Below are 24,583 nucleotides of genomic sequence, written 5' to 3'. Positions count from 1 at the left end.
CATCTTTGTTAAAATCTAAAGTCCATTTTTGGACATTCCAAATATTACTTGTTTTACTCATTGTGTATGTATCAACAAAGGTTTCGTTTTTATTTCAGCCGATTATTTTATTTGCATCAACGCTGTTTGTCCCCATCTTGCTGGCGGGTATTCTGTTTTTCATCTTTAATCCAATTGTTCGATTTTTGTCCAAGAAAATCCCTAGAACTCTCGCTATCCTGATCATTTATCTCCTGTTCATTGGACTCATCACGTTTATCGTCAATGCTGCTGGGCCGGTGATTATTTCGCAGGTCGGTGGACTTGTCAAAAGCTTCCCTGGTTATGTAACGGACATGCAGAAATTTATCAATGACTTTTCGCATTCTAAAACATTTACTTGGATGATGAGCCAAGATTATGTGTCTGTCTCAAAATTTGAACAGACGGTCGTTTCGACATTAAAGGCATTACCGGAAAACATTGCTTCAAGTATGTCTGCGGTGTTTGGTGTGATTGCGAATATTGCCTTAGCCGTCATCACCGTTCCATTTATTTTATTTTATATGCTGAAAGACGGGCATAAGTTTCCAGACAAGCTCGTTCAGTTTTTACCAATGCCTTACCGCAAGGAAGGGCTGAAAATCTTCAAAGAATTAAACGACACGCTCGCAGCTTACATACAGGGGCAGATTATTGTCTGTTTGTTTGTTGGAGTCGCTTGTTTTATTGGATACTTATTAATTGGTGTGAAATATGCGCTTATTCTCGGTATTATCATTGCGGTGACAAATGTGATTCCATACCTTGGACCATATCTTGGCGCGGCACCTGCTGTACTGATTGCCTTTCTTGATTCGCCTGGAAAAGCAGTAGTGACAGTGATTGTCATTCTTGTTGTGCAGCAAATTGACGGAAATGTCATTTCTCCATTGATCATTGGAAAACGTCTGAACACACATCCTTTGACCATTATCCTGTTATTAATTGGGGCAGGAAGCTTTGGCGGCATCCTTGGCATGATTTTTGCAGTGCCTGTCTATGCGCTGCTCAAAGCGATCACCCTGAATATTGTCAGATTGGTTCAGCTGCGTCAGCGCTCTCGCAAAGAGCAGCACTTAAACGTCTAGGGCAGATGCACAACGCTCCCCTTTTTGCATAAGATGATTGTCATAAGCAGATAGGGGGAGATTCTGATGCCTGCAATCGTTGGACCTATTCATATCGAGTCATTAGGAGGCAATGGTGCAGCTACTTTCGGTGATGTACTGGCCATTGCCCCATTAGCTGTAGACCACTCGACTGGCGGGGCAGGAGCCTTTAATTCAGGTGATTATATGTCTCTTACAAGTGATCCGAATGCGACGATGCTTTGGGATTTCACATTGTTTGGCCAGCCTCAATCATTTAATGCATAGAAAGACAGCTGATGCTCACATATCAGCTGTCTTTTTTTATTTGAGATACACGTATTATTGAGCTAGGCATATGATGTGGATAGAAAAGGTGGTGGAGCAATGCCAGCGATTGTTGGACCTATTCATATAGATCGTGTGTACGGAAATGGGGCGGCACATTTCGGTGATGTTTTTGCCATTTCGCCAAAAAGTGTAGATCACTCCGCCGGTGGTTCAGGTACCTATAATGCAGGGGACCTCGTCCAATTTTTTAGCAGTCCAAACGTCACATTTGTTTGGGATTCAAATCTTATTAGTCAGCAGAAGAGTTTCAATGCGTAGCCAGCTTTGAAAGGGAATTCCTTTTCTGAAGCTGGCTTTTTTTATGGTACAATGGATATGGAAGTAAGAAGGAAAAAGAGGTGTGAACAGAGCCAAATGAAAATTAGAAAAGCACACATCACAAGCGGACAACCAAAGACCTACAATGTATATTTACATGAAAATAAAAAAGAATATAAAACGCTTGTTGCCGTACCTGATATTGAATGGAGTATCTCCATTGCGTACGAGGATGAAAAAGAGCAGCTAATCCATACGCTCGAGCATTCCTTAATGGAAAGAGCAGAAACAGACGAAGCCCGTGAACTTGCACTAAAGATTGTGCACTGGGTCACAGAAATGTAAATATAAAACCAGGAGTGAAAACAGCGATGAAAGAAGAATCCGTAGACTTTTATTTGCAGCAAGGGATATTTGGACATGCTGAAACAAAACCCGATGAACGAAGAATGTTTCTCGGTTCATTAAGAGAACGAGCGCTTCTTGCCCTGACAAAGGGACAGGTATCACGAAATAAACCGTATCAAGAGGTCGAACAAGTATTAAAGGCCAACCGCCAGTCCACTGTTCTTTTAAATGGTGAGTTGTCCTATGCTTCTTATTCTCAGTATGTGAAAATGGCTAATGCCGCGGGATGTTCCTTTAAAGTGGTGAATCATCATGAGGCACATTCTCCTTTTGGTCTTGTGATAGAGCTGCCGAATGCGGTCAATCAAGAGCACATCTATATAGAAGATGAGCTGTTTCAAAAGGCTTTTTCTCAAGAATCTGTTGAATAGGTTTCCCTAGTGAAATGAATAAGCTATAATGAGTCAAAAGAGCATATGGGAGAGATGCGGATGGGCAAAGCATTGATTTGTATTGATTATACAGTTGATTTTGTTGCAGACGATGGAAAATTGACATGCGGAAAGCCTGGACAGGCGATTGAGCCTAAGATCACAGAGATCACTTCTTCGTTTATTGATGAAGGGCACTTTGTCGTCTTTGCAGTCGATCATCATGAGGAGCAAGACCCTTATCATCCAGAGACAAAGTTATTTCCGCCCCATAATATTCGCGGGACAAAGGGAATTGAACTTTATGGCAAACTAAGTTCACTATTTCACACGTCAAAGCATTTAAAACATGTCTACTATATGGAAAAAACAAGATACTCTGCTTTTGCAGGCACTCAATTAGAAATGAAACTGCGCGAGCGTGGCATCACTGAACTTCATTTAGCCGGCGTATGTACCGATATTTGTGTACTTCATACAGCTGTTGATGCGTACAATAAAGGCTTCGAACTTGTGATTCACGAGAATGCTGTAGCGAGTTTTAATGAAGCGGGGCACGAGTGGGCACTTTCTCACTTTGAGCAGTCGCTTGGTGCGAAAGTGGTTAAGTAAGGGAAGGAGAATGGAAGTTGGAGCATCGGTTTATTGACGACAGTTTATCACTACATACAGACCTTTATCAAATTAACATGGCAGAAACGTATTGGAGAGACGGCATTCATGAGAAGAAGGCAGTTTTTGAACTCTTCTTCAGAAAGCTTCCATTTGACAATGGCTTCGCTGTATTTGCTGGTTTAGAGAAAGCGATTGAATATTTATCGGATTTCTCCTTCACCGAAAGTGATCTAGCGTATTTAAAAGACGAACTCGGTTATAAAAGCGATTTCATTGATTATTTAAGCGGGTTATCCTTTACAGGCTCCCTTCATTCTATGCGAGAAGGCGAAATTGTTTTTGCCAATGAGCCAATTATGCGCATTGAGGCAACGCTTGTCGAAGCCCAGCTAATTGAAACCGCCTTGCTAAATATTGTAAACTTCCAGACGCTGATAGCGACAAAGGCAGCTCGGATTAAAGGAATCATTGAAGACGAGACAGCACTAGAATTTGGGACAAGACGTGCACATGAAATGGATGCTGCGATGTGGGGAGCAAGAGCGGCTCTTATCGGCGGCTTTCAGGCGACAAGTAATGTTCGTGCTGGGAAGCGCTTCAACATCCCAGTGTCAGGAACACATGCTCACGCACTTGTGCAAGCATATCGCGATGAATATACGGCATTTAAAAAATATGCTGAAACTCATACAGACTGTGTCTTTTTAGTCGATACGTATGATACCGTGAGATCCGGTATTCCGAATGCCATTAAGGTAGCGAAAGAATTCGGAGACAAGATCAATTTTATTGGTGTCAGACTAGATAGTGGTGACCTTGCCTACTTGTCTAAAAAAGCTAGAACGATGCTGGATGAAGCTGGATTCCATGATGCAAAAGTCATTGCATCAAGTGATCTTGATGAACATACCATCATGAATTTAAAAGCACAGGGTGCCAAAATTGATGTGTGGGGTGTTGGGACAAAACTGATCACAGCATTTGATCAGCCAGCTCTCGGTGCAGTGTATAAGCTTGTGTCGATTGAAGAGAATGGTCAGATGAATGACACCATCAAAATTTCATCCAACCCAGAGAAAGTGACAACACCAGGACGTAAACGTGTGTACCGCATTATCAATCAATTGAATCATCACTCAGAGGGTGACTACATTGCGCTCGAAGACGAAGATGTTCATAGTGAGGATAAGCTAAAAATGTTCCACCCAGTGCATACATTTATCAGCAAGTTTGTCACAAACTTTGTGGCGAAGGATCTACATGTCCCGATTTTCGAACAAGGAAAACTTGTATATGACAATCCGGATATTCAAACGATTCAAGCCTATGTGCAGGACAGCCTCGGACTTTTCTGGGAGGAATATAAACGAATCAGCAAACCAGAAGAATATCCAGTCGATTTGAGTCAAAAATGCTGGGATAACAAGATGCAGTTTATTCATGACGTGAAAAATAAAATTAAACTAGAGCTTTATGAAAGCTAACGTTGAAGAAAGGAGATCATCAAGTCAGGTGATCTCTTTTTTTTATTTTTTGACCGATTCAAAATGAACCATAAGCACAATCATTTGGTATACTGAAAGCACATCTTGTTTGTCATGGCATAAAGGAGGATTGGAGCAGTTGAGGGTGTTTGTTGCGAGACAGCCTATTTTTAACAGAAAAGAACAAGTCGTATCATACGAGCTGCTTTATAGAGATAGTGAAACCAATACATATAGCGCTGAAGATGGTGACCAAGCGACAACGGACCTCATTATTAACAGTTTTTTAAATATCGGCATCGAAACATTGACAGAAGGCAAAAGATGCTACATTAATTTCACCGAAAGCTTACTTTCGTCTGATCTGCTCACCTATTTTGATCCGCATCAGCTTGTGATCGAGATATTAGAAAATGTCCCGATTACCCCAGCACTTATTATGAGATGTAAGGAATTAAAAAAATGGGGATATACGATTGCACTTGATGACTTTTTTCTAAGCGGATCACATTTCAGTGACAAGTTGCTTGAGGAACTCCTCTATTGCATTGATATTTTAAAAATCGACTTTCTAAAGACCACATCGGAAGAACGTAGAAAAATTCTACACACCTATAAAAAATATCGACTTCGTTTCCTTGCAGAAAAGGTGGAAACGCGAAGAGAATATGAAGAAGCGCTAGAAGCCGGCTTCCATTTGTTTCAAGGGTATTTCTTTAGTGAGCCGCATGTGATATCAGGACGAGCATTATCGACCAGCTTCCATGCGTATCACCAGCTATTAAATGAGCTGAGCAAGGAACAACCGAATATCCAGGTCGTTACCCATTTTATTGAAAGTGACCTTTCGCTATCATACCAATTATTAAAAATGCTCAATTCAGGCGGCATGAGACGCCTATATCAAATCAAAAGTATCCGGCAGGCGATTATTCTGCTTGGTTTTAATGAAATTAGGCGTTGGATCTTTATTCTTTCATTTAAAGAATTGAATGTTCAAGCCAATTCAAGTCAAAAAGAAATTATTAAAATGTCCTTCATTCGGGCGAAAACATGTGAACTGATTGCGAGTCGTACCGAACGAGAGCACCCAGCCTCTTATATGCTGACAGGTATGTTTTCTCTCATTGATACACTTGTCAGGGCAGATATTACAGAACTTGTAAAAGAGCTGCCACTTTCTGATGAAGTGGGCGAGGCACTGCTTGGTTATGAAAATGATTATTCATTTGTGCTAGATGTCGCCAAACGGATTGAACGAAATGAATGGGATCATGAGATGTTAGATGGGAATCTCCCGAAACAAGAAGCCTACGGATGTTATATAGAAGCCATTGAATGGTGTCATAAAATGTTTGAATCGTAAAAGCCGCCCACGCTGAGAGCGGCTTTTTTTGTTATGCCCACTGTAAAAGAAGAAAAAGTCTGCTAGAGGCAAGAGACAAGTAGATCCGAATGCCTTCTGGACTAAAGCGGATGTCGATCCCACTTTTCACACCGATTTGTTTCAGCATTCTGATGACACTTGTCGAATCAGAGCGCTCAGCAGCCTCCATTATCCGTTGTGCAAACGAAAGGGAGCTGGAAATCTGCTGTGTAATAAGTGAAGCATCAGCAACAAGTCGGGCGGATTCCTTTGCGGCTCGCTGAAATGAGTGGGCATCTACTGGAGGAAAAGTCATAGGTGTGCGCGAATGTGCACGGCTCATTGCGGGACCCTGCAAAGCAGGATAAGGAACATAGTAAAACACTTCGTCACCTCTTCTCTCATTGACGTGAAATTGGACGGATATCTGTTCTAAATGTATGTAGAAAATCAGAATAAAGAATCAAAATGATCTTTCTATCTGTATAAATCCAACATAAAAATAGGTACTTTTGCGGTCAATTTCGGTGAATGTCGTCAAAAAATTGCGGTGTCCACAATAGGGTCTGTCGTCTGACCTATAAGACTCAAAACCGAGGTTACAGGAGGGATCGTATGTTCTGTTGTGAGAGAAGTGTGACGAATGATGCCTATTCTTGTCGCAAAAATGACGCAGTTCCTTTGAAATTGAGATAAAAGTATGATTTGAAAAGTCAGAAAATGATGAAAAAAGACCTATTGAATTTTGCGGTATCACGCACACATTTTGTGCATACTTTTCGGTGAAAAAATACTCAATTACATTTACACTGTTATTAACAGATCAAATACTTATGACCCAATCACCATACACAAATACATTGATCTTCCAAAAAAGGAGAGTGGAATCGATGGAAAAGTATGAAATCGAAGAACTTAAACAATTATTATGGAAACTTGAAAACGAAATTAGAGAAACAACGGCTTCTCTTCATAACATTAACAAAAGCATTGATCAGTACGACAAATATGAATATGTGAAAATTTCTTAAAGACTTGATCATCATCAAGTCTTTTTTTTATCCAAATACATACAAAAAAAGGATATATTATTATATAATTGTTAAATAGTGATGTCAGTGGACATTTGCTCATGTCTTTTTAGTAAAATAAAAGGCGGAAGGGTGAGGGACAAGACCGAGTATGCTAAACTATCTAGAGAATACAAAAATCAAGCAGAATATGTCTGATTTTATTCAACATGCAGTCAGGCAGAAGGATTTACAAAAGCTGCTTCTAGAATTTACTGATATAAAGAATGAATTTCCCTTTGGGCAATTAGCTTACAAGCATTATGAGGCATTTGGCGGGCAAGACAAGCAAGCGATTACACAATTGGCAGCAGGGATTGAACTTCTCATCTTATCAGCCGATATATTAGATGATATTGAAGATCAGGATAAAGATTCGTATCCTTGGATGAGGTGTCAGAGCGGAGTTGCGATGAATGCGGCAAATGTTCTTTTTGCATTGAGCTTTGGAGTCTTTTCGAAGCTTGATCATGCAACGGAGCTTATAAACAGTGTATATTCCTATTCCATTCAGTCAATGCAAGGACAGCATTTGGATATGACAGTGGAGCCGGAAAATGAGCAGGATTGTTTAAATATCATGAGATTAAAGGCAGGATCACTGTTTGTGTTACCCTGTATGTTAGGGGTTATCTTGGCAACAGGTTCTTTTGAAAAGAAGGTAGAAGAATATGCTTATTACCTAGGAATGGCGGAACAGCTTGAAAATGACTATCTAGGTCTTTTTAATAAAGATAATATTGACTTTAAAAGAATGCAAACATTACCGCTAGTTTATTTGAAAAATGAGTTTAATCCATCTAGTTCAGACTTGCTCAGTTATTTTCAATCAAAGGATAAGAGCGTCGGCTCTGAAGAATTAAAGGATAAATTAAAGAAATCAGGTGCTCAACAATATGTATTTATTATGAGAAACCTTCTCAGAAATAAGTGTAAAGAAGCGTTCAAGAAACTACATTTAGAGGCTTCAAAAAAGAAAAAACTGATACTCTTTTTAATTGGAGATGGAGAAGATGAAAATTCAGGAATTGGTTAGTTATTTAGTGGAGAATCCTTCAACATTAAATCAAATCGTTAATGGGAACGCATCATTGCTTCACGTTGATCAAGAAACTGCAAGTATAATTGTTGACGGATTCCAGAAAGAAGACGTTATTAAAGCAATCATATGGTCAACTGCTTGAGTAGATAAATATTATGAGAAAGTTATATTCTAAGTTAACAGTTATATTAGTAATCCTTAGCTTCATCTATGTGATTTACATCTCTTATATCAACGTATTTAATATTTTTGTTGGAGCAGCTGTTAAAGAAAATAGTCATGGTCAACTTGAGGTAGTGGATGTCGATAATTTTACAGATAGCTATCTAGCTGGAGTTAGGAAAGGCGATATCATACTTGAAGTAAATGGGAATAAAAAACCAGTTGAAGAAGTTAAAAGAGGTTTTTTAGCTAATGTTAAAAGTTTAGTCGTTGATAGACATGGTGATAAAATTGATTTAGAGAATGTAAGGTTATTGAGTCAAGCGAATCTGTTTATTTATCTAATACCAGTCATTCTTTATTCCATCTGTCTATTTTGTATATTTATGATTTTAAAAATGAATAAAGTAAACCAAAAAAAATCAGCTTATATTTTAGCTTTATTTCTTTTGGCGGTGTCTATAGGTTATGTAAGTTCTGGTGGTTCTGGAAAAGGAGAGGCTATCAGTCGTATTCTTGTAATCGTTACAATGAATAGTGTACCTCCACTATATATGCACTTTATGTATCAATATTTAAAAGAATTAGGAACAGAAATTATTCGTCGTCGAGTTCTTTTTTATTTGTATCTAGTTCCAGTTACTAACGTTTTATTAGTTTTATTCTATAAAAATAAAGCAGGACCAGTAGATCTATTAGCATATGTCAATTTACTTTCATTTTTTGTTCTGGCTTTCCTTTCGATTATTATCACTATAAGGGCTGCTAAAAAATTGAAAGACAATGAAGTCAGCAATGTACTTCGAGCATTTGCACTCATTTTAATCTCATCATTCAGTCCATTCATGCTATTTTTTATCATTCCTTATTTTTTTGGTATATATTTTATTTCACCTTATGTTGTTGCATCGTTTGTTCTTTTAATTCCTTTTTTCCTAGTCTATCAATTTATGTCAAATAAGCTGTATAATGTTGATTTCTTTATGGGGAGGATTAAATACTACGGTTTTTTAGCGATTACACCAACAATACTAGTGGTTGTTGTTTTTGATTTTCTTCAAAAACCGAATGCAAATTTCTATACAGTGAAATTTACAATCATCACGTACATTCTTATGCTCACCGTTTTCTACTTTAAAGAAATTATCGATTTCCGCTTTCGTTTGAAGCGTTTTTCAGAGAAGCATAATTATCAGGATAGTGTATTTAAATTTACACAGCTCATTCGTGAGGCGTCATCACTGCATCAAGTATTGTATCATTTAAAATACACCATCTTAGAAGTACTTGTTGTGAACAAAGCCTTTGTGCTTGAAGTGAAGGCAGATGGACAAATTGTTGAAATTGATGAATCAATAGAAGAAAGCCAGCTATGGAAAGATTATGTGGATCAATTTCAAGATATTTTAGGTGAAGTTGGTAAAATCATCGCGCTTGATAAAGGGTTTATGATGAAAATTGGTGAGCGGGGCGGTCACTCTTTTGTGATTTGCTGTTTATCTAATTTACGGACACCTAAGCTGACCCGAGATGAAATCTCATGGCTAAAAACATTGGCGTTTTACACAAGTGTCAGTTTAGAAAACGTCGTCAAGATCGAAGAACTGATGGAGCATCTTGAGGATTTGAAGCAGCGTGAAGCGAACCCTGCTTGGTTGAAAAAAGTGATGTTTGCGATGGAAGAAAAACAGCGCTCCGATTTAGCGAGGGATCTTCATGATTCCGTGTTGCAGGATTTGATATCGCTAAAAAGACAGTCAGAGATGTTTTTAACGAATTTCCAAAACGATCAATGTCCAACCTCTATTGAACAATCGCTTATTTCTTGGAATGAACAAATGTCTAAAGTGATTCAAACGACGAGAGAAACATGTCATGAACTTCGGCCACAGCTGCTGTACGATTTAGGTTTAGTGAAGGCGATATCGAAGCTGACTTCTCAAATTCAGGAGGAAGCACCATTTCATATTCGGCTGAATACGACACGCTTTGATAAGGAGCTGGACATTGATATTGACTCCCAGCTTAATATTTATCGGATTGTTCAGGAGCTGTTATCCAATGCCTTGAAACATTCTCAAGCCAGCCAAGTGCTCGTGATGCTGATTTGTATTAAAGATCAGGTTGTTCTTCACTATGAGGATGATGGAGTTGGTTTTGATGCAAGGCACCTTGATCAGCACACGATGAGCATGGGTCTCTCTGGAATCAGAGAACGAGTCAAGGCGTTAAATGGGAAGCTTCACATTCATACAGCACCAGAAAAAGGGCTGAAGGTGAAAATTGAAATGGAATTGTAACGTTTTATTAAGGAATAAGACTTGGCATCTGCCAAGTCTTTTATATAAAATGGAAGTGAGTGATTTAAAGGGAGGAAGACATGAAGAAGATATTGGTCATTGATGATCATCCGGCTGTCATGGAAGGGACAAAAAGCATTTTAGAATCAGATCAGCAGCTATCAGTCGATTGTTTAAGTCCTGATGCAGAAGCCGCCTTTTTAAAGACGCATGACTTTTCCATCTATGATGTGATTTTGATGGATTTAAATCTCGGGGATATCAATGGAATGGACATTGCGAAACAAATTCTAGAAACCAACCAACAAGTGAAAATCATCATTTATACAGGGTATGAAGTTGATGATTATTTTGAAGAGGCCATTCGGGCTGGATTGCACGGTGCAATTAGTAAAACAGAGACAAAAGGCAAAATTATTGAATACATACACCGCACATTGCAAGGAGAAGTTGTCATTCAGCTATCCTATTTAAAGAAATTAATTTCACAGCAGCAAGAAAAGCCAGAACAGGCGCAGGAGACCGATCACGAGTTGTTAACAGAGCGAGAGTGTCTCATCCTGAGAGAAGTGGAAAAAGGATACACGAACCAAGAGATTGCTGACGTGCTACATTTGAGCAAACGCTCGATTGAATACAGCTTGACGTCCATCTTTAATAAGCTGAATGTTGGCTCTCGAACCGAAGCGGTGTTAATTGCAAAATCTGAAAGTGTGCTGTAAACGTGTGAAGGGAGAGAACCCTGATGGAAGTGAGTGGATCAAATACACTGCTTGAGGCACTGGGGATTGAGATTGTAGAGTGTAATGAGTCTAGGTGCGTAGCGACAATGCCAGTCGACCACAGAACAAAACAGCCTTTTGGACTGCTGCACGGAGGTGCATCTGCTGCTCTAGCAGAAACAGTGGCAAGCATGGGGGCTGCGGCTCATTTAGACTTAACTCAGCAAGTTTGCTCAGGGATTGAAATCAATGCCAATCACTTAAAATCTGTACGTGATGGAGTAGTGACAGCGACGGCTGTTCCTGTACATGTAGGGCGCCGTACAATGGTATTTCAAATTGATATTAAAGATGATCGAGACCGGCACATCTGTACGTCAAGATGCACACTTGCAGTCATTGATCGCATATAAAAAAGCTCCCGGTGCAGCGGAAGCTTTTTTTAGTTGGATTCCATTCATAAAAAGAAGCTCCTCGCATGTGAGGAGCTTCTTTCGTTTTATAAGTACGAGTCTTCTTTTCGTTTAATCACGAAGTTACGAAAACCGCCATAATCATCTTGTACACTTCGTTTGTCCATCTTGACTCCAGTATTGTAGGCGGCTCTTCCAATCAAGTGTGCACCGACCGGAGCTGTTAAAAAGATAAAGACAATCCCAAGTAGAATCTTCGCAGAAATAATGCCTGCAAGAAACCATTCGTGAAAGAACACCCCAACTAATATGAGGACAACACCAAGTGTCGATGCTTTGGATGCAGCATGCATCCGTGTATAAACATCCGGCAGGCGAAGAACACCAATGGCTGAAATAAGACAAAGGATGGCGCCAAGCAGAATGAAGAAAATGACTATAGCTTTAGCGATGACGATCATTTTCAATCACTTCCCCTTTCTCAAGGAATTTGGAAAAAGCGACAGTGCCGATAAATGCAAGGATACCGAGCAGTAAAATAATTTCAAAGAACGTTGTCGTTTTCAGCAAAATGGAAACGATGGCTGTCATTCCAATTAAATTGATTCCTATCGCATCAAGTGCACTTACACGGTCAGGGATAGAGGGACCTTTGATCACTCTTATAACAAACAGAAGGGTGGACAGGGCAAGAATCCCAAGTGAAATTTGTAAGATGATCTCCATTACTTACCACTCACCTCCTGAATCGCTTTTTCAAATGAAACCCGAATATCATGAATGGCTTTTTCTGCATCTTCAATATCCATTGCATGAATGTATAAAATCGACCGATCATCAGAAATATCTATGACCAGCGTACCTGGTGTCAATGTAATCATGTTAGAAAGGATGCTAATTTCCCAATCCGTTTTCAAGTCCGTACGAAAAGCGAAAATACCGGGCTTAATGGTGAGCTTTGGAGACAATACAGTCTTTAATACACTTAAATTGGCAAGAAGCAACTCCCGAATAAATATCAAGACGAGCTTAAAAATTGCATAAAGGGCATAGCCGTAAAAACGCTGAGGGAAAAATCGCCGAAGCATAAAAATGGCGACCATCCCTAGTACAAAGCCTGATACAAAGTCTGCTGCTCTGTATGTATCATTCATAAACATCCAGGTAAAGGCGAGGAGAGCGTTTAATAATATTTGAAAGGCCATGTTCATCTACTCCTTCAGCACAGCTTGAATATATTTTTCTGGTGTTGAGAGCATTTCCGCAGCTTGATTAATATAAGGGGAAATGAATTCTGTCCCTAACCCAATGGCAAGTGACAAGATCACAAGCATTACGCCAGGGTACACCATTCCTTTAATCGACGGTTTCCTTCTTCTCGTATCTTGTTCCTCGCCCCAAAATGCGAGCGTGAAAATCCTCATAATGGAATAAAGGACAAGAAGGCTGGACAGTAAGACAAGGATAGAAAAGGTCATGTAACCAGCAGAAAAGCCGCCTTCTACAATCTTTAACTTTCCAACAAACCCACTCAGAGGTGGGATACCTGCTAGAGATAAAGCCGATATGAAAAACATCCACCCTAGTAAGGGCTTAGATTGAATCAGTCCGCCCATCTTTTTCAAGTGATTTGTGCCAGCATACACAAATAGTGCACCTGCCAGCATAAATAAAGCGCCTTTGATCACCATGTCATGAATGAGATAGTAAATGGCACCTTGGAGTGAGGCGGGTGTATTGGCTGCAATGCCAAACAAAATGACCCCAACGGCTGTGACAATGTTATAGATCACTATCTTTTGCACATCGGAATAGGCGAGTGAGCCTATCACACCAAATATCACCGTCAGTGCGGCTAGCCACGCCATAAGTGTATGGGTGAACCCTGTATCGTGTATAAAAATTAATGTAAAGACTCTGGCAATCGCATATAAGCCAACCTTTGTGAGCAAAGCACCAAATAGAGCGGAAATCGCCGCTGGCGGTGCATGATATGATCCTGGCAGCCAGAAATAAAGCGGGAAGATTCCAGCTTTTAAGCCAAATACAATCATGAACAGAATGGAAATAACAGTGATTAATCCTGTTTGCCCTGATTCAGCAATCTTTACACTTAAATCAGCCATATTCAGTGTACCAGTGACTGCATATAAACAAGCGACACCGACGATAAATAAAGCCGATGAGATGATATTAAATACAATGTATTTGAGCGATTCTCGAAGCTGCGGTTTTGATCCACCCAGCACAATGAGCATGTATGATGCCATTAGCAGCAGTTCAAAGAATACAAACAGGTTGAAAATATCACCTGTTAAGAAGGCACCACTTACGCCAGCTAACAAAAATTGCACGCCAGAGTAATAGAACAGCCGCTCCTTTTCCTTCCCAATCGTTTGAAAGGAGAAAAGAACTGTCACTAGCCCGACGACGGAAGCGGTCAGTACAAGGAGCGCAGCAAATTGATCGGCTACAAGGGCAATCCCAAATGGTGCTTTCCAACCTCCTAAATAGAGGGTTTGAATCCCGCTAGTAAAGATGGTTTGGACTAAATACACATTGCAGACAATGGCTGAGAGTGAAGCAAACACACTAAAGCCTCTTGAGAGCAGGATGTTCTTATTCATAAAGATCAATAGTGTAGCAGCTAATAATGGTATTAAAATTGGCAGGATCACGAGATTATTCATGCTGATCATTTCCTCTCATTTGATCCATGTCATCTGTTCGTAGCTCTTGGAAGGCACGGAAGGCCATGACAAGTAAAAAGGATGTCACACCAAAAGCAATGACAATGGCTGTTAAAATTAATGCTTGTGGTAATGGGTCTACATAGGATGTGAGCCCCTTAGTTAAAATGGGTGGAGCTCCTTTTTTTAAGCCACCCATTGTTAAAAGAAGCAAATGGACGCCGTGACTTAAAACAGCAGTGCCGACGATGACCCGCAGTAGGCTTTTTGAAAGCATCAAATAGGTCGCCGTCATAAAAATAATACCGACGATAATAGACATTAGAAATTCCATTATTCCTTCTCTCCAATCGTTTGAATAATGGTCATGGTGACACCGACAACAACCAGATAGACACCGATATCAAACAGTACGGCTGTCGCCAGTTCTGTCTTTCCTAAAAACGGCAGTTGGAAATAACCAAATGCATGGGATAGAAAAGGTGCACCGAATAGAAATGATCCCATACCTGTCAGGATTGCGATGAGAAGCCCAGTCCCGGCAACATAGATAAAGTTGAACGGCAGAATGCGTCTAACTGTCTTCAGATCGTAGGCTAAGAGCAGAAGGACGACAGCACTGGCACTCATTAATCCGCCAATAAATCCTCCGCCTGGATTATTATGTCCCGCAAGAAACAGGTGAAGGGAGAAGAGCAGGATGATGAATGCAGTGATTTTGGTTGTGACTTGTAAAAGCATATCATTCGTATCAATTTTTCTCATCGGCGCACTCCTCTCTTCCGTTTTCCTTGTGTCTTTAATAATCCATAAATACCGAGTGCCGCAATCGCCAGCACGGTAATTTCAAACATTGTATCAAAGCCCCTGAAATCAACAAGGATGACATTGACAATATTGTTTCCGCCTGCAAGCTTGTAGCTGTTTTCAATAAAGTAAGACGCAATCGTATCAAGTGACTGATTGCTTGTGGAAGCGAAAGCAAGGCATGTCACAATGACGCCAACACCTACTGAAATGATGAGATTGGTCATTTTAAATTTCCTCGTTTTTTGCTTCATGCTCAGTTGTGGCAAGTGGTAGAAGCAAAGTAAAAACAGTGCAACAGAAATTGTTTCAATAATTAACTGGGTGAGGGCAAGATCAGGTGCCCTGAAAATAACAAAAAATAGTGACAGTGTGTACCCCATGACACCTAATCCGATAATGGCTGTTAAGCGAGAACGAGCAAACACAGTCGTGAGGGTTGCTGCTATCATCACTAATGAGAGAATGACCTCATACGTGCCGATTGGAGCAGCATTCTTCATATTAAATGAAAAGGCATTCTGATAAAACATTACGCCCCCAAGCACGATAATCATGAACCCAAACACATAGACAAGGTAATCACGAAGGAAACCGGTCATATAGCTGCTTGTTAGACGATAGGAGCCTTTTTCTAAGCCTATAAGTGAGCGATCATATAAGGAGTTAAATGACCATTTTTTCTTGAATATATTATATATCGGACGCCATTTTGACAACGTCAAATATCCGATAATTCCTAAAGCGACAACACCCATTGTCATATAGAGCTCTGGCTGAAAACCGTGCCATGCTTCAATTTTGACAACAAACCGTTTTCCTGGATCAATCGCATCTGGAATAATGGCTGCAATTGCAGGTTCAATGACAGAATAAGCTAGAATATTTGGGAAGAAGAAAAAGGTGACCACAAGTGCAGCAAGGATAATTGGCGGGATGAGCATACCAATCGGTGCTTCATGCGGCTTTTTCTCTAATTGATCTAACTGAAGATTGCCTCTAAATGTTTTAAAGAGAAGCATCATACTGTAAATGAACGTAAAGACACTAGCGAGCCAAGCAATTGCTGGAAAAATAGCGCCCCATGTCGAAATGTCTGTAAAGCTGATTTCAGAAATGCGTATCATACTTGTGAAAAACAGCTCTTTACTTAAGAAACCATTAAATGGCGGGAGACCAGCCATTGAAAATGTACCGATTAACGTAATCGTAAAGGTAATCGGCATAATGGTCATTAAACCGCCTAACTTCCGAATGTCCCGAGTGCCGGTTTCGTGATCAATGATACCAGCCGCCATAAAGAGACTGCCTTTAAACGTGGCATGATTAATTAAATGGAAAATCGCAGCGAGAACGGCCGCGCCGAAATAGGCGGGTTCATTTTCATGGATTGCAGCTGCTCCAACACCAAGCATAAGCATAATCATCCCGAGCTGACTAACGGTAGAAAAGGCGAGGATGGCTTTTAAATCGTTTTGACGAACAGCGTGGAATGATCCCCAAAATAACGTCACAAGTCCAACGATGGATATGGTCCAAAACCAAACCTCTGATATAGCAAAGATGGGACTAAAGCGGGCTACAAGGTAGATACCGGCTTTTACCATTGTGGCAGAATGTAAATAACTGCTCACAGGGGTAGGTGCTTCCATTGCATCAGGCAGCCAGATATAAAATGGGAACTGCGCTGATTTTGTAAAGGCACCTAGTAAGATCAGGATCATGGCAGGGATAAAGTAAGGTGATGCCATAATGAGCTGAAGCTGATTAACTGCTTCACGAATACTAAATGAATCAGTAATCAGATAGAGGAGGATAAAACCACCGAGCATAGCCAATCCGCCAAAAACGGTAATCAGCAGTGATTTTGTCGCTCCATAACGTGAGCGATCCCGTTTATACCAATATCCAATAAGTAGAAAAGAAGAGATACTTGTCAGCTCCCAAAACAAGTAAAGAACCACCATATTGTCAGATAGAACGACACCGAGCATAGCGGTCATAAACATTAACAAATACGTATAAAAAGAGCCGAGTTGTTCTTTTTCCTTCGATAAGTAGAAAATACTGTACAAGACGACAAGTGCACCAATACCTGTAATCAATAGCGCAAATAACAAACTAAGACCGTCTACATACACAGTGAAATTCATCCCTAGAGAAGGAATCCACTCTACCTGTGAAAATAACGTTCGTCCATTTGATGTCATCGTCATCATTTGGACAAAATAGCTAAATAATAAAATAGGCAAGATAAGAACAAACCACCCTGTATGTATACGCTTTACGTATTTAAAAAGAAAAGGCACAACAAACGCAAGCAAAAAAGGCGATAGGATGGCGAAGTGAATAAGCTGCAAGAAAATAAACCTCCTTCAATCAATATAAATTCACGTTCTAAAGAACTGGTAAATAAAATTATAGCGTAAATACAGACATAGTGCATTGGTTTGAACTGAATTACAGCAAACTGTATTTGTTTTGAGTTCTTTTGACCACAAAAAATATTTTATCAAAAATTAAACTCAATGTATATTGTTTTGTATTTCGTACATGCTTTTCTTAAAGGAGCTGATTACATGAAACTAAAAGCGGGCATCAGCTTAAGCATATTCTGCACGATTTTAGGAGGAGCATTCTTCATAGAACGAAATGATCAAAAAAGGTGGCAGGCGGAAAGTGAATGGCCGTTGTTTTCAGAACATCTTCTCTATATGACCTATCAAGAAGCACGACAATATCCATTTCAGCCAAGAGAATATATACGCGTAGTTTCTGCTGAAGAATAAATCCTTATAGGAGAAAAGAAATATAAAAAAAGCATGTGCCCATAATAGAGCCCATGCTTTTTATTGTTTGATTAAGTAAACATTCTAAGTAAGATTGTTGCACAGATCACAGTTGCTGCTCCGCCAAGACGTGTAGAAACTTGTGCGAAAGGCATAAGACCCATTCTTCCAGAAGCTGAAAGGATCGCAACGTCACCAGTACCGCCAAGTCCACTGTGACAGCCTGTCACAATCGCAGATTCTACTGGGTACATGTTCATCAATTTCCCAACGAAGTAACCAGAACCTACCATTCCAAGAACGACAGCGATACATACACAAACGAATGGAATAGAAATCACTGTTGCTACATCATCAAGTGGAATGTATAGAATCCCTAGACCGACCATAAGCGGCCATGTAAAGCTTCTTGATACAAACTTGTAGAACTGCTGTGAGCCATCTTGCAAATGCTGAGGCATCACGTTTAAGTATTTGATTAAAGCGGCAAGGATAATCATTAAGATTGGACCTGGAATATGAACAAAGCTTTCTAATAAACCACCAAAAATGAACGTTGTACAAGCAACAAGTACACCAGCACCCATTAACCCAAAATCAACTTTTGGATTCATATCAGGCTGTTCAAAAATTTCATTTGCTTCTTTAGATTTGACAAGACGACCATTCCCGTTTAGTTCAGGACGTTTTTCACCAAGCTTCTTCATTGCGCCAGCACAGATAATGGCAATGACGTTCCCAATGACGGCAGCAGGAATTAATTGAGAAATTAATGACTCTGCTGATACACCAAGAATTTGTGAATAAGCAATAGATAATGGCAAAATCCCTTCTCCAACACCACCAGCAATAATTGGAACAATAATAAAGAAGAACGAATGATGCGGTGTGTAACCAACTAAAAGACCAACAAGAATTCCGGCAGTCACAGCTGCAATTGTTCCTGCAACAAGAGGAACAAACATACGAATAAGGCCTTGTACTAAAACAGTACGTTGCATCCCAAGAATACTACCTACTACAAGAGCAGAAATATAGAAGTAAAGGAAGTTCGACGTTTTCATAAGAGACGTAACCGCTTCCAACGAGTTCGGATTCAGAACATGAAAAAAGACCAGGAACGATGGTACGAATAAAGAAAGAATCGCCGGTCCACCAATATCTTTTAATATTGGAATACGTTGTCCTATATCTCCAAGGAAAATCCCCAAAATCATAATAACAGCGAAACCACCAAGCATATTAGCTGGAATTTTATTAAAATAAGCGGCAGTTAAAATAATCGCTGCAAGTACTAAATACACAGGTAAGTCAATAACACCAATTTTCCAAGACATGATCTTACGGAAAACGCTTTTATTATTGTCAGAATCGTCTGTAATCGATTTCAATTGTTGTGTATTAGCCACATAAACACCCCCAAATGCTATTTGTCTCAATTGTAGAAGATTCTGTGACACTCATCTATTTATTAAACTAAATTAAGTGTAATAAAAGTAAAATAAACAGGAGTTTTTATGTTTTTATCATACAAAAATCCCCTGAAGGTAGTTTATCCTTCAGGGGATTGATCATACATCGTAATTATCGTTTTCCTTTTAAATAAGGTGTCCCAAGTGCTTTCGGTGCATCTGCCCTTCCGATGAAACCAGTAAGTGCTAAGATGGTCAGCACATATGGTGCAATGAGCATATACACGTTCGGTATATCTTGGAATAGCGGCAGGAGAGAGCCAATAATACTTAAACTTTGAGCAAATCCAAAGAATAAAGCAGCGCCCATAGCGCCGAATGGGTGCCATTTACCGAAGACAAGTGCGGCTAGTGCAATAAATCCTTGTCCAGTAATGGTCGCATGTGAGAAATCAAGCGCGATGGTTGACGCATAAACAGCTCCGCCAAGCCCACCAAATAGTCCACTAATAAAGACGCCGATATAGCGCATCCGGTACACTTTGATTCCCATTGTATCAGCAGCCATTGGATGTTCTCCGACTGCACGAAGACGAAGACCAAAAGGCATTTTAAATAAAACAAACCAAGCAACAACCGCAAGCGCTAAAGCGAGTATGGACGTATAATAAACATCTTTAAAGAAAATATCGCCAATAATCGGAATGTCACTTAAAAGGGGAATATCACCTTTATAGAAAGGTTCTGTAATTTTATCTGTTTGAGCTTTCCCATAAATCAGTTTCACGACAAACAGCGTAGCGCCAAGTGCCAGCATGTTAATTGCAACACCACTAACCGTTTGATCAGCACGGAATGTAATGGTCGCAACAGCATGAATCAAAGAGAACAATCCGCCAATCGCCATTCCGACGAGGAGCCCAAGCCACGGGGTCAAGGCACCAAACGTATCAGCAAAAAACAAGTTAAAGATAATACTGGAAAATGCTCCGACGACCATCAAACCTTCAAGACCGATATTCACAACACCTGATCTTTCTGAAAAGACGCCTCCAAGAGCGGTTAAAATAAGTGGTGCAGCATAGACAAGTGTTGCCGGGACGATGATTTCAAGAATTTGCAGAAATCCCACTTATTTTCCCCCCTTTTTCTTCATTTGGTTCATCACAAGACGGATAATATAGCTTGAGGCGACGAAAAGAATAATGATCGCAATGACAATATCAACGACCTCAGTCGGTACGCCAGATTCAAGCGGCATATTTAAAGCACCGACTTTCAATCCACCAAGCAGCAGTGCCGCAAGAACAACACCAACAGCAGTGTTTCCACCTAATAAAGCGACAGCGATTCCATCAAATCCTACACCGGTAAACGAGCCTTTAATTGAAGCATATTCAAATGTACCAAGACCTTCCATAGCGCCTGCAAGACCTGCAAAAGCACCTGAAATGAGCATCGCATAAATGATATTGCGGCGAACGTTCATACCGGCATAATGGGATGCCTGCTGGTTCATTCCAACAGCCCGCAATTCAAAGCCTTTAGAGGTTTTTTGAATAATGACCCACATCACGACTGCAGCGATAATGGCGACAAAAATACCATTATGCATCCGGGAGAAATCGGTGATTTGTTCAAAGAAACCAGAGCGAAGTGAGGCAGTGGCATCGATTTTTTCTGTTTTATCTTTATTATTCGTTAAGACATTTGAGATCAAATAGTTTGTCACATGAAGGGCAATGTAGTTCATCATGATCGTGACAATCACTTCATGAACATAAAAACGAGCCTTTAAAAACCCGGGAATAAAGCCCCATAATGCACCAGCAGCAGCTGCGGTGATAAGTGCAAGCGGCAGATGGATGTACATAGGTGCATGGACAGTTGTACCGATCCATACAGCAGCTACCCAGCCAATGAGCATTTGACCTTCTACACCGATATTAAAGAGACCTGTCCGAAATGCAAAAGCAACAGCAAGTCCTGATAATATGTAAGGTGTCACTTGTCTGATGGTTTCTCCCATATAATAGGTTTCACCGAAGACGCCATTCCAAAGGGCGCCATAGCCTTCGATGACACTATAACCGCTTGCCAGCATAATAATGGCCCCAACAAAAAGACCAAGTACGATGGCTATAAGCGGAATGAGCAGATTTGTTAAGCGATTAGACATTTGCTTCTTTCCCCACTTCCTGTTGCGTACTTCCAGCCATTAATAGACCAAGTTCTTGCTCTGTTGTTTCTTTTGGATCAACGATGGCAATAATGCTGCCTTCAAAAATAACTGCAATTTTATCACTGACATTGATAATTTCATCAAGCTCAAATGAGATGAGCAGGACGGCTTTGCCTGTGTCTCTTTGCTCAATGAGGCGCTTATGGACAAATTCAATCGCACCAACATCAAGTCCACGTGTCGGCTGAGCGGCAATTAATAAATCAGGATTGCGGTCAACTTCACGGCCAATAATAGCTTTTTGCTGATTCCCGCCTGATAGGGCGCGCGCCTCTGTATATTCACTCGGTGTTCTGACATCATACTCGGCAATGATCCGCTTTGCCTTTTGGTAAATATTTTTCATATTCATCAAACCGAATTTTGAGTATGGACGCTGATAATACGTTTGTAAGGAAATATTTTCTCCTATTGAAAAATCAAGCACTAGTCCGTGTTTATGACGGTCTTGAGGAATATGTCCAATTCCAGATTCGGTCACCTTACGAGGCGGAAGATTTTGAATGGCTTTCCCGTTTAGCATGATCGTGCCAGCCTCTGACTTTTTTAAACCAGTAATGGCTTCAATTAATTCAGATTGACCATTGCCATCGACTCCAGCGATACCGACTATTTCTCCAGCCTTTACTGAGAGGTTGAGATGTTTCACCGCTTCAATACCTCGCGCGTCTTTTACAGTAAGATCTTGAATGTGAAGTACTTCCTCAGCAGGAGCGGCTTCTTTTTTGTCTGTCTTAAATGAAACTTCACGACCGACCATGAGGCTTGCAAGCTCATCTTTGTTTGTGCTTTCCACATCAAGTGTGCGAATGCCTTGGCCTTTTCGAATAATGGTGACGCGGTGACAGGCATCCATAATTTCTTTCAGTTTATGCGTAATTAAAATAATGGATTTTCCTTCATTGATTAAGTTTTTCATAATTTGTATGAGTTCTTTAATTTCTTGAGGTGTTAAGACGGCTGTTGGTTCGTCGAAGATCAAAATATCAGCGCCGCGATAAAGTGTTTTTAAAATTTCTGCACGCTGCTGCATACCAACTGAGATGTCAGATACTTTTGCGGCAGGGTCTATTTTTAAGCCATAGCGGTCAGAAAGCTCTTGTACTTGCTGTATGGCTTGTTCTTTGTCGATCTTTCCAAATTTCTTGGGCTCTTTTCCTAAAATGATGTTTTCAGCGACGGTGAAGGTATCGACAAGCATAAAGTGTTGATGCACCATACCGATGCCTAAATCACTTGCATCATTCGGGCTAGAGATGGTCACAGGTTTTCCATGAACCTTGATTTCACCTTTTTCAGGCTGGTAAAGACCGAAAAGCACGTTCATGAGCGTTGATTTTCCAGCGCCGTTTTCACCAAGCAGCGCATGAATTTCGCCCTTTTTTAGCTGCAGCGTAATGTTGTCGTTTGCTACAATGCCAGGGAATTCTTTGCGTATATTCAACATTTCAATGACATAATCCACAGGTTTAACCGCTCCTTTTTTAGGGTGCTGATGAAGATAAAAACTAGCAAAAGAAAAGCTGCAAAACGAGGCTGCAGCTTTTCTTTTACCACCTTTTACGAATAAAGAGGAGGTAAAGAAGAAACAAGGGGATAAGACGCGCTTATCCCGATGCTCAAATTAAGCTTTAAAATCTTTTAGTTCATCACGTGTTGCAGGGATTTTAATTTCACCCTTGATGATTTTTTGTTTCCATTCTTCCACTTTCTTTAATACATCTTTACTAAGGTTTTCCTGAGATGGAGAAATGTCAAGAGCGCCTTCTTTCAGACCGTATGTGATCACTTCGCCGCCAGGGAACTTACCATCTTTTGCTTTCGTTGTTAAGTCTTGTACCGCTGTGTCGACTTTCTTCACCATAGAAGTAAGCGTGACACTTTGTTTTGTTCCAGGTACTTTTCCTTCGTCATACTGGTCTTTATCTACACCGATGACCCAAACTTTACGGTTAGGATCCGCTTTTTTCAGGTTTTTCGCTTCTGTGAAGACACCAGTTCCAGTGCCGCCAGCTGCATGATAGATGATGTCAACGCCAGATTTGTACATGCTTTCAGCTGTTGCTTTCCCGATGTCTGCTTTATCGAATGCACCTGCATATTTCACTTCTACTTTTGCTTTCGGGTTAGCTGCTTCAACGCCTGCACGGAAACCGACTTCGAATTTTCTGACTAATTCAGAATCAACACCGCCAACAAAACCAATTTTGTTTGATTTTGTAGAAAGAGCAGCCGCAACACCCACAAGGAATGATCCTTCGTTTTCGTTGAATACAATGCTAGCTACGTTGTCTTTTTTCACGACTGCATCAACGATAGCAAAGTGGTTTTTCTTACGTTGGTCTGCAATTTCAGATATAGCATCTTCCATTAAGAAACCAATTCCGTAAATCAAATCGAATTTCTCACGAGCAAGAGTGTTTAAGTTTGTTGTATAGTCAGCGTCTGATTTAGATTGTAAGTAATCAAAGCCGTTTTTACCTTTTTTAAGATTGTTGTCTTTTCCAAATGCTTGTAAACCTTCCCAAGCTGATTGGTTAAACGATTTGTCATCGACACCACCGACATCAGTTACCATTGCAACAGTGAATTGATCTTTATCTTTTTTGTTTTCACCGCTGTTTGAGCCAGAGTTGCCGCATGCTCCAAGGATGGTTCCTGCTGCTACGACTAAGGACAATGCTAGTCCAATTTTGCGCTTCTTCAAAACATAACCCCCTATAAAATTTAAAAGTTTCAGAAAAGTCTCGCGAAAAAAGACCGATCTACCTCTTCTCACCCGTCTGAATAGGGTATTTTATCCTGCTTTCTCCTGAAACTTATGGATGGCAGGAGAGAAGATGTAAGACATCAGACTTATATCTCGTTGAACTAATCAATCATAATTTATCATTTCCAATCGAATAAATAAATAGAAATTTGTTTTATTTTTAAAAAAATGTTAAAAGGCGAAATTCAATGTCTTTTTATGT

28 protein-coding genes are annotated in these 24,583 nt (G+C 40.2%); 15 read left to right on the top strand and 13 right to left on the bottom strand.

Annotation, left to right across the window (positions count from 1 at the left end; translation table 11 throughout):
- Window positions 1–5: 5 nt before the first annotated feature.
- The 8 genes from GPS65_RS03095 to GPS65_RS03060 all read left to right on the top strand — a co-directional run bounded on the left by GPS65_RS03095 (window position 6) and on the right by GPS65_RS03060 (window position 5,962).
- Window positions 6–1,109, top strand: coding sequence for an AI-2E family transporter (locus GPS65_RS03095; protein WP_012011116.1), 1,104 nt, complete (start codon window positions 6–8; stop codon window positions 1,107–1,109).
- A gap of 66 nt (window positions 1,110–1,175) precedes the next feature.
- Complete coding sequence (locus GPS65_RS03090; RefSeq protein WP_003213446.1) at window positions 1,176–1,397, top strand: spore germination protein; 222 nt, start codon at window positions 1,176–1,178, stop codon at window positions 1,395–1,397.
- A gap of 99 nt (window positions 1,398–1,496) precedes the next feature.
- The gene (locus GPS65_RS03085; protein ID WP_012011115.1) at window positions 1,497–1,718 is read left to right on the top strand and encodes a spore germination protein; all 222 of its coding nucleotides are present in this window, start codon (window positions 1,497–1,499) and stop codon (window positions 1,716–1,718) included.
- A 96-nt stretch (window positions 1,719–1,814) separates the two neighbouring features.
- Window positions 1,815–2,063, top strand: coding sequence for a YueH family protein (locus tag GPS65_RS03080; RefSeq protein ID WP_041815892.1), 249 nt, complete (start codon window positions 1,815–1,817; stop codon window positions 2,061–2,063).
- 26 nt (window positions 2,064–2,089) lie between these two features.
- A complete protein-coding gene (locus GPS65_RS03075; protein WP_012011113.1) occupies window positions 2,090–2,497 on the top strand; it encodes a YueI family protein in 408 nt (135 codons plus the stop codon).
- A gap of 60 nt (window positions 2,498–2,557) precedes the next feature.
- Entirely contained in the window at window positions 2,558–3,109 is a 552-nt protein-coding gene (locus tag GPS65_RS03070) for a cysteine hydrolase family protein (RefSeq protein WP_012011112.1), read from the top strand.
- A 17-nt stretch (window positions 3,110–3,126) separates the two neighbouring features.
- Window positions 3,127–4,596 (top strand): nicotinate phosphoribosyltransferase, encoded by a 1,470-nt coding sequence (locus tag GPS65_RS03065; RefSeq protein ID WP_119125304.1) that lies wholly within the window; start codon window positions 3,127–3,129, stop codon window positions 4,594–4,596.
- A 139-nt stretch (window positions 4,597–4,735) separates the two neighbouring features.
- The gene (locus tag GPS65_RS03060) at window positions 4,736–5,962 is read left to right on the top strand and encodes an EAL and HDOD domain-containing protein (protein WP_012011110.1); all 1,227 of its coding nucleotides are present in this window, start codon (window positions 4,736–4,738) and stop codon (window positions 5,960–5,962) included.
- 31 nt (window positions 5,963–5,993) lie between these two features.
- Here GPS65_RS03060 and GPS65_RS03055 read toward each other — a convergent pair whose 3' ends face one another.
- Entirely contained in the window at window positions 5,994–6,347 is a 354-nt protein-coding gene (locus GPS65_RS03055) for a YuzC family spore coat inner layer protein (protein WP_012011109.1), read from the bottom strand.
- A 505-nt stretch (window positions 6,348–6,852) separates the two neighbouring features.
- Here GPS65_RS03055 and degQ point away from each other — a divergent pair.
- From degQ to GPS65_RS03025, 6 genes are all read left to right on the top strand, one after another.
- Complete coding sequence (degQ, locus tag GPS65_RS03050; protein ID WP_003213123.1) at window positions 6,853–6,993, top strand: degradation enzyme regulation protein DegQ; 141 nt, start codon at window positions 6,853–6,855, stop codon at window positions 6,991–6,993.
- A 151-nt stretch (window positions 6,994–7,144) separates the two neighbouring features.
- Window positions 7,145–8,068, top strand: a complete 924-nt coding sequence (locus GPS65_RS03045) for a polyprenyl synthetase family protein (RefSeq protein ID WP_012011108.1) — start codon at window positions 7,145–7,147, stop codon at window positions 8,066–8,068.
- Entirely contained in the window at window positions 8,046–8,216 is a 171-nt protein-coding gene (gene comX / locus GPS65_RS03040) for a competence pheromone ComX (RefSeq protein WP_012011107.1), read from the top strand. The genes GPS65_RS03045 and comX overlap by 23 nt, the downstream gene beginning before the upstream one ends.
- 13 nt (window positions 8,217–8,229) lie before the next feature.
- On the top strand, window positions 8,230–10,536 hold the full coding sequence (locus GPS65_RS03035; RefSeq protein ID WP_012011106.1) for a sensor histidine kinase: 2,307 nt from the start codon (window positions 8,230–8,232) through the stop codon (window positions 10,534–10,536).
- Window positions 10,537–10,616: 80 nt separating this feature from the next.
- Window positions 10,617–11,258, top strand: a complete 642-nt coding sequence (gene comA, locus GPS65_RS03030; protein WP_161985338.1) for a two-component system response regulator ComA — start codon at window positions 10,617–10,619, stop codon at window positions 11,256–11,258.
- 23 nt (window positions 11,259–11,281) lie between these two features.
- Window positions 11,282–11,671: a hotdog fold thioesterase gene (locus GPS65_RS03025; RefSeq protein WP_003213775.1), complete on the top strand. Its 390-nt coding sequence runs from the start codon at window positions 11,282–11,284 to the stop codon at window positions 11,669–11,671.
- 86 nt (window positions 11,672–11,757) lie between these two features.
- Here GPS65_RS03025 and mnhG read toward each other — a convergent pair whose 3' ends face one another.
- Genes mnhG through GPS65_RS02990 form a run of 7 tightly spaced genes read right to left on the bottom strand, consistent with a single transcriptional unit; the run spans window position 11,758 to window position 17,528 of the window.
- Window positions 11,758–12,132 (bottom strand): monovalent cation/H(+) antiporter subunit G, encoded by a 375-nt coding sequence (mnhG, locus tag GPS65_RS03020; protein WP_003213369.1) that lies wholly within the window; start codon window positions 12,130–12,132, stop codon window positions 11,758–11,760.
- Window positions 12,116–12,397, bottom strand: coding sequence for a Na(+)/H(+) antiporter subunit F1 (locus GPS65_RS03015; RefSeq protein ID WP_012011105.1), 282 nt, complete (start codon window positions 12,395–12,397; stop codon window positions 12,116–12,118). Before GPS65_RS03015 ends, mnhG begins: the two co-directional genes overlap by 17 nt.
- Window positions 12,397–12,876, bottom strand: a complete 480-nt coding sequence (locus tag GPS65_RS03010) for a Na+/H+ antiporter subunit E (RefSeq protein ID WP_012011104.1) — start codon at window positions 12,874–12,876, stop codon at window positions 12,397–12,399. The genes GPS65_RS03015 and GPS65_RS03010 overlap by 1 nt, the downstream gene beginning before the upstream one ends.
- Window positions 12,877–12,882: 6 nt before the next feature.
- Window positions 12,883–14,361, bottom strand: a complete 1,479-nt coding sequence (locus tag GPS65_RS03005) for a Na+/H+ antiporter subunit D (RefSeq protein WP_041815889.1) — start codon at window positions 14,359–14,361, stop codon at window positions 12,883–12,885.
- On the bottom strand, window positions 14,354–14,695 hold the full coding sequence (locus GPS65_RS03000; RefSeq protein ID WP_012011102.1) for a Na(+)/H(+) antiporter subunit C: 342 nt from the start codon (window positions 14,693–14,695) through the stop codon (window positions 14,354–14,356). Before GPS65_RS03000 ends, GPS65_RS03005 begins: the two co-directional genes overlap by 8 nt.
- Window positions 14,695–15,126 (bottom strand): Na(+)/H(+) antiporter subunit B, encoded by a 432-nt coding sequence (locus GPS65_RS02995; RefSeq protein WP_012011101.1) that lies wholly within the window; start codon window positions 15,124–15,126, stop codon window positions 14,695–14,697. Before GPS65_RS02995 ends, GPS65_RS03000 begins: the two co-directional genes overlap by 1 nt.
- Entirely contained in the window at window positions 15,123–17,528 is a 2,406-nt protein-coding gene (locus GPS65_RS02990; RefSeq protein ID WP_119125303.1) for a Na+/H+ antiporter subunit A, read from the bottom strand. The genes GPS65_RS02995 and GPS65_RS02990 overlap by 4 nt, the downstream gene beginning before the upstream one ends.
- Window positions 17,529–17,747: 219 nt before the next feature.
- On the opposite strand from GPS65_RS02990, the gene GPS65_RS02985 reads away from it, so the two are divergent.
- A complete protein-coding gene (locus GPS65_RS02985; RefSeq protein ID WP_012011099.1) occupies window positions 17,748–17,957 on the top strand; it encodes a hypothetical protein in 210 nt (69 codons plus the stop codon).
- A 71-nt stretch (window positions 17,958–18,028) separates the two neighbouring features.
- On the opposite strand, the gene GPS65_RS02980 is transcribed toward GPS65_RS02985, so the two are convergent.
- The 5 genes from GPS65_RS02980 to GPS65_RS02960 form a co-directional block, all read right to left on the bottom strand.
- Window positions 18,029–19,366, bottom strand: coding sequence for a sodium/malate symporter MaeN (locus tag GPS65_RS02980; protein WP_161985337.1), 1,338 nt, complete (start codon window positions 19,364–19,366; stop codon window positions 18,029–18,031).
- 175 nt (window positions 19,367–19,541) lie between these two features.
- Window positions 19,542–20,501: an ABC transporter permease gene (locus tag GPS65_RS02975; RefSeq protein ID WP_003213713.1), complete on the bottom strand. Its 960-nt coding sequence runs from the start codon at window positions 20,499–20,501 to the stop codon at window positions 19,542–19,544.
- Entirely contained in the window at window positions 20,502–21,548 is a 1,047-nt protein-coding gene (locus tag GPS65_RS02970) for an ABC transporter permease (protein WP_003212654.1), read from the bottom strand.
- Entirely contained in the window at window positions 21,541–23,076 is a 1,536-nt protein-coding gene (locus tag GPS65_RS02965; RefSeq protein WP_012011098.1) for an ABC transporter ATP-binding protein, read from the bottom strand. Before GPS65_RS02965 ends, GPS65_RS02970 begins: the two co-directional genes overlap by 8 nt.
- A 159-nt stretch (window positions 23,077–23,235) precedes the next feature.
- Window positions 23,236–24,318 (bottom strand): BMP family lipoprotein, encoded by a 1,083-nt coding sequence (locus GPS65_RS02960; protein WP_012011097.1) that lies wholly within the window; start codon window positions 24,316–24,318, stop codon window positions 23,236–23,238.
- Window positions 24,319–24,583: the final 265 nt, after the last annotated feature.

The sequence above is a fragment of the Bacillus pumilus genome (assembly GCF_009937765.1).
GTDB lineage: Bacteria > Bacillota > Bacilli > Bacillales > Bacillaceae > Bacillus > Bacillus pumilus_O.
This window is presented reverse-complemented; position numbering and strand designations above follow the sequence as displayed.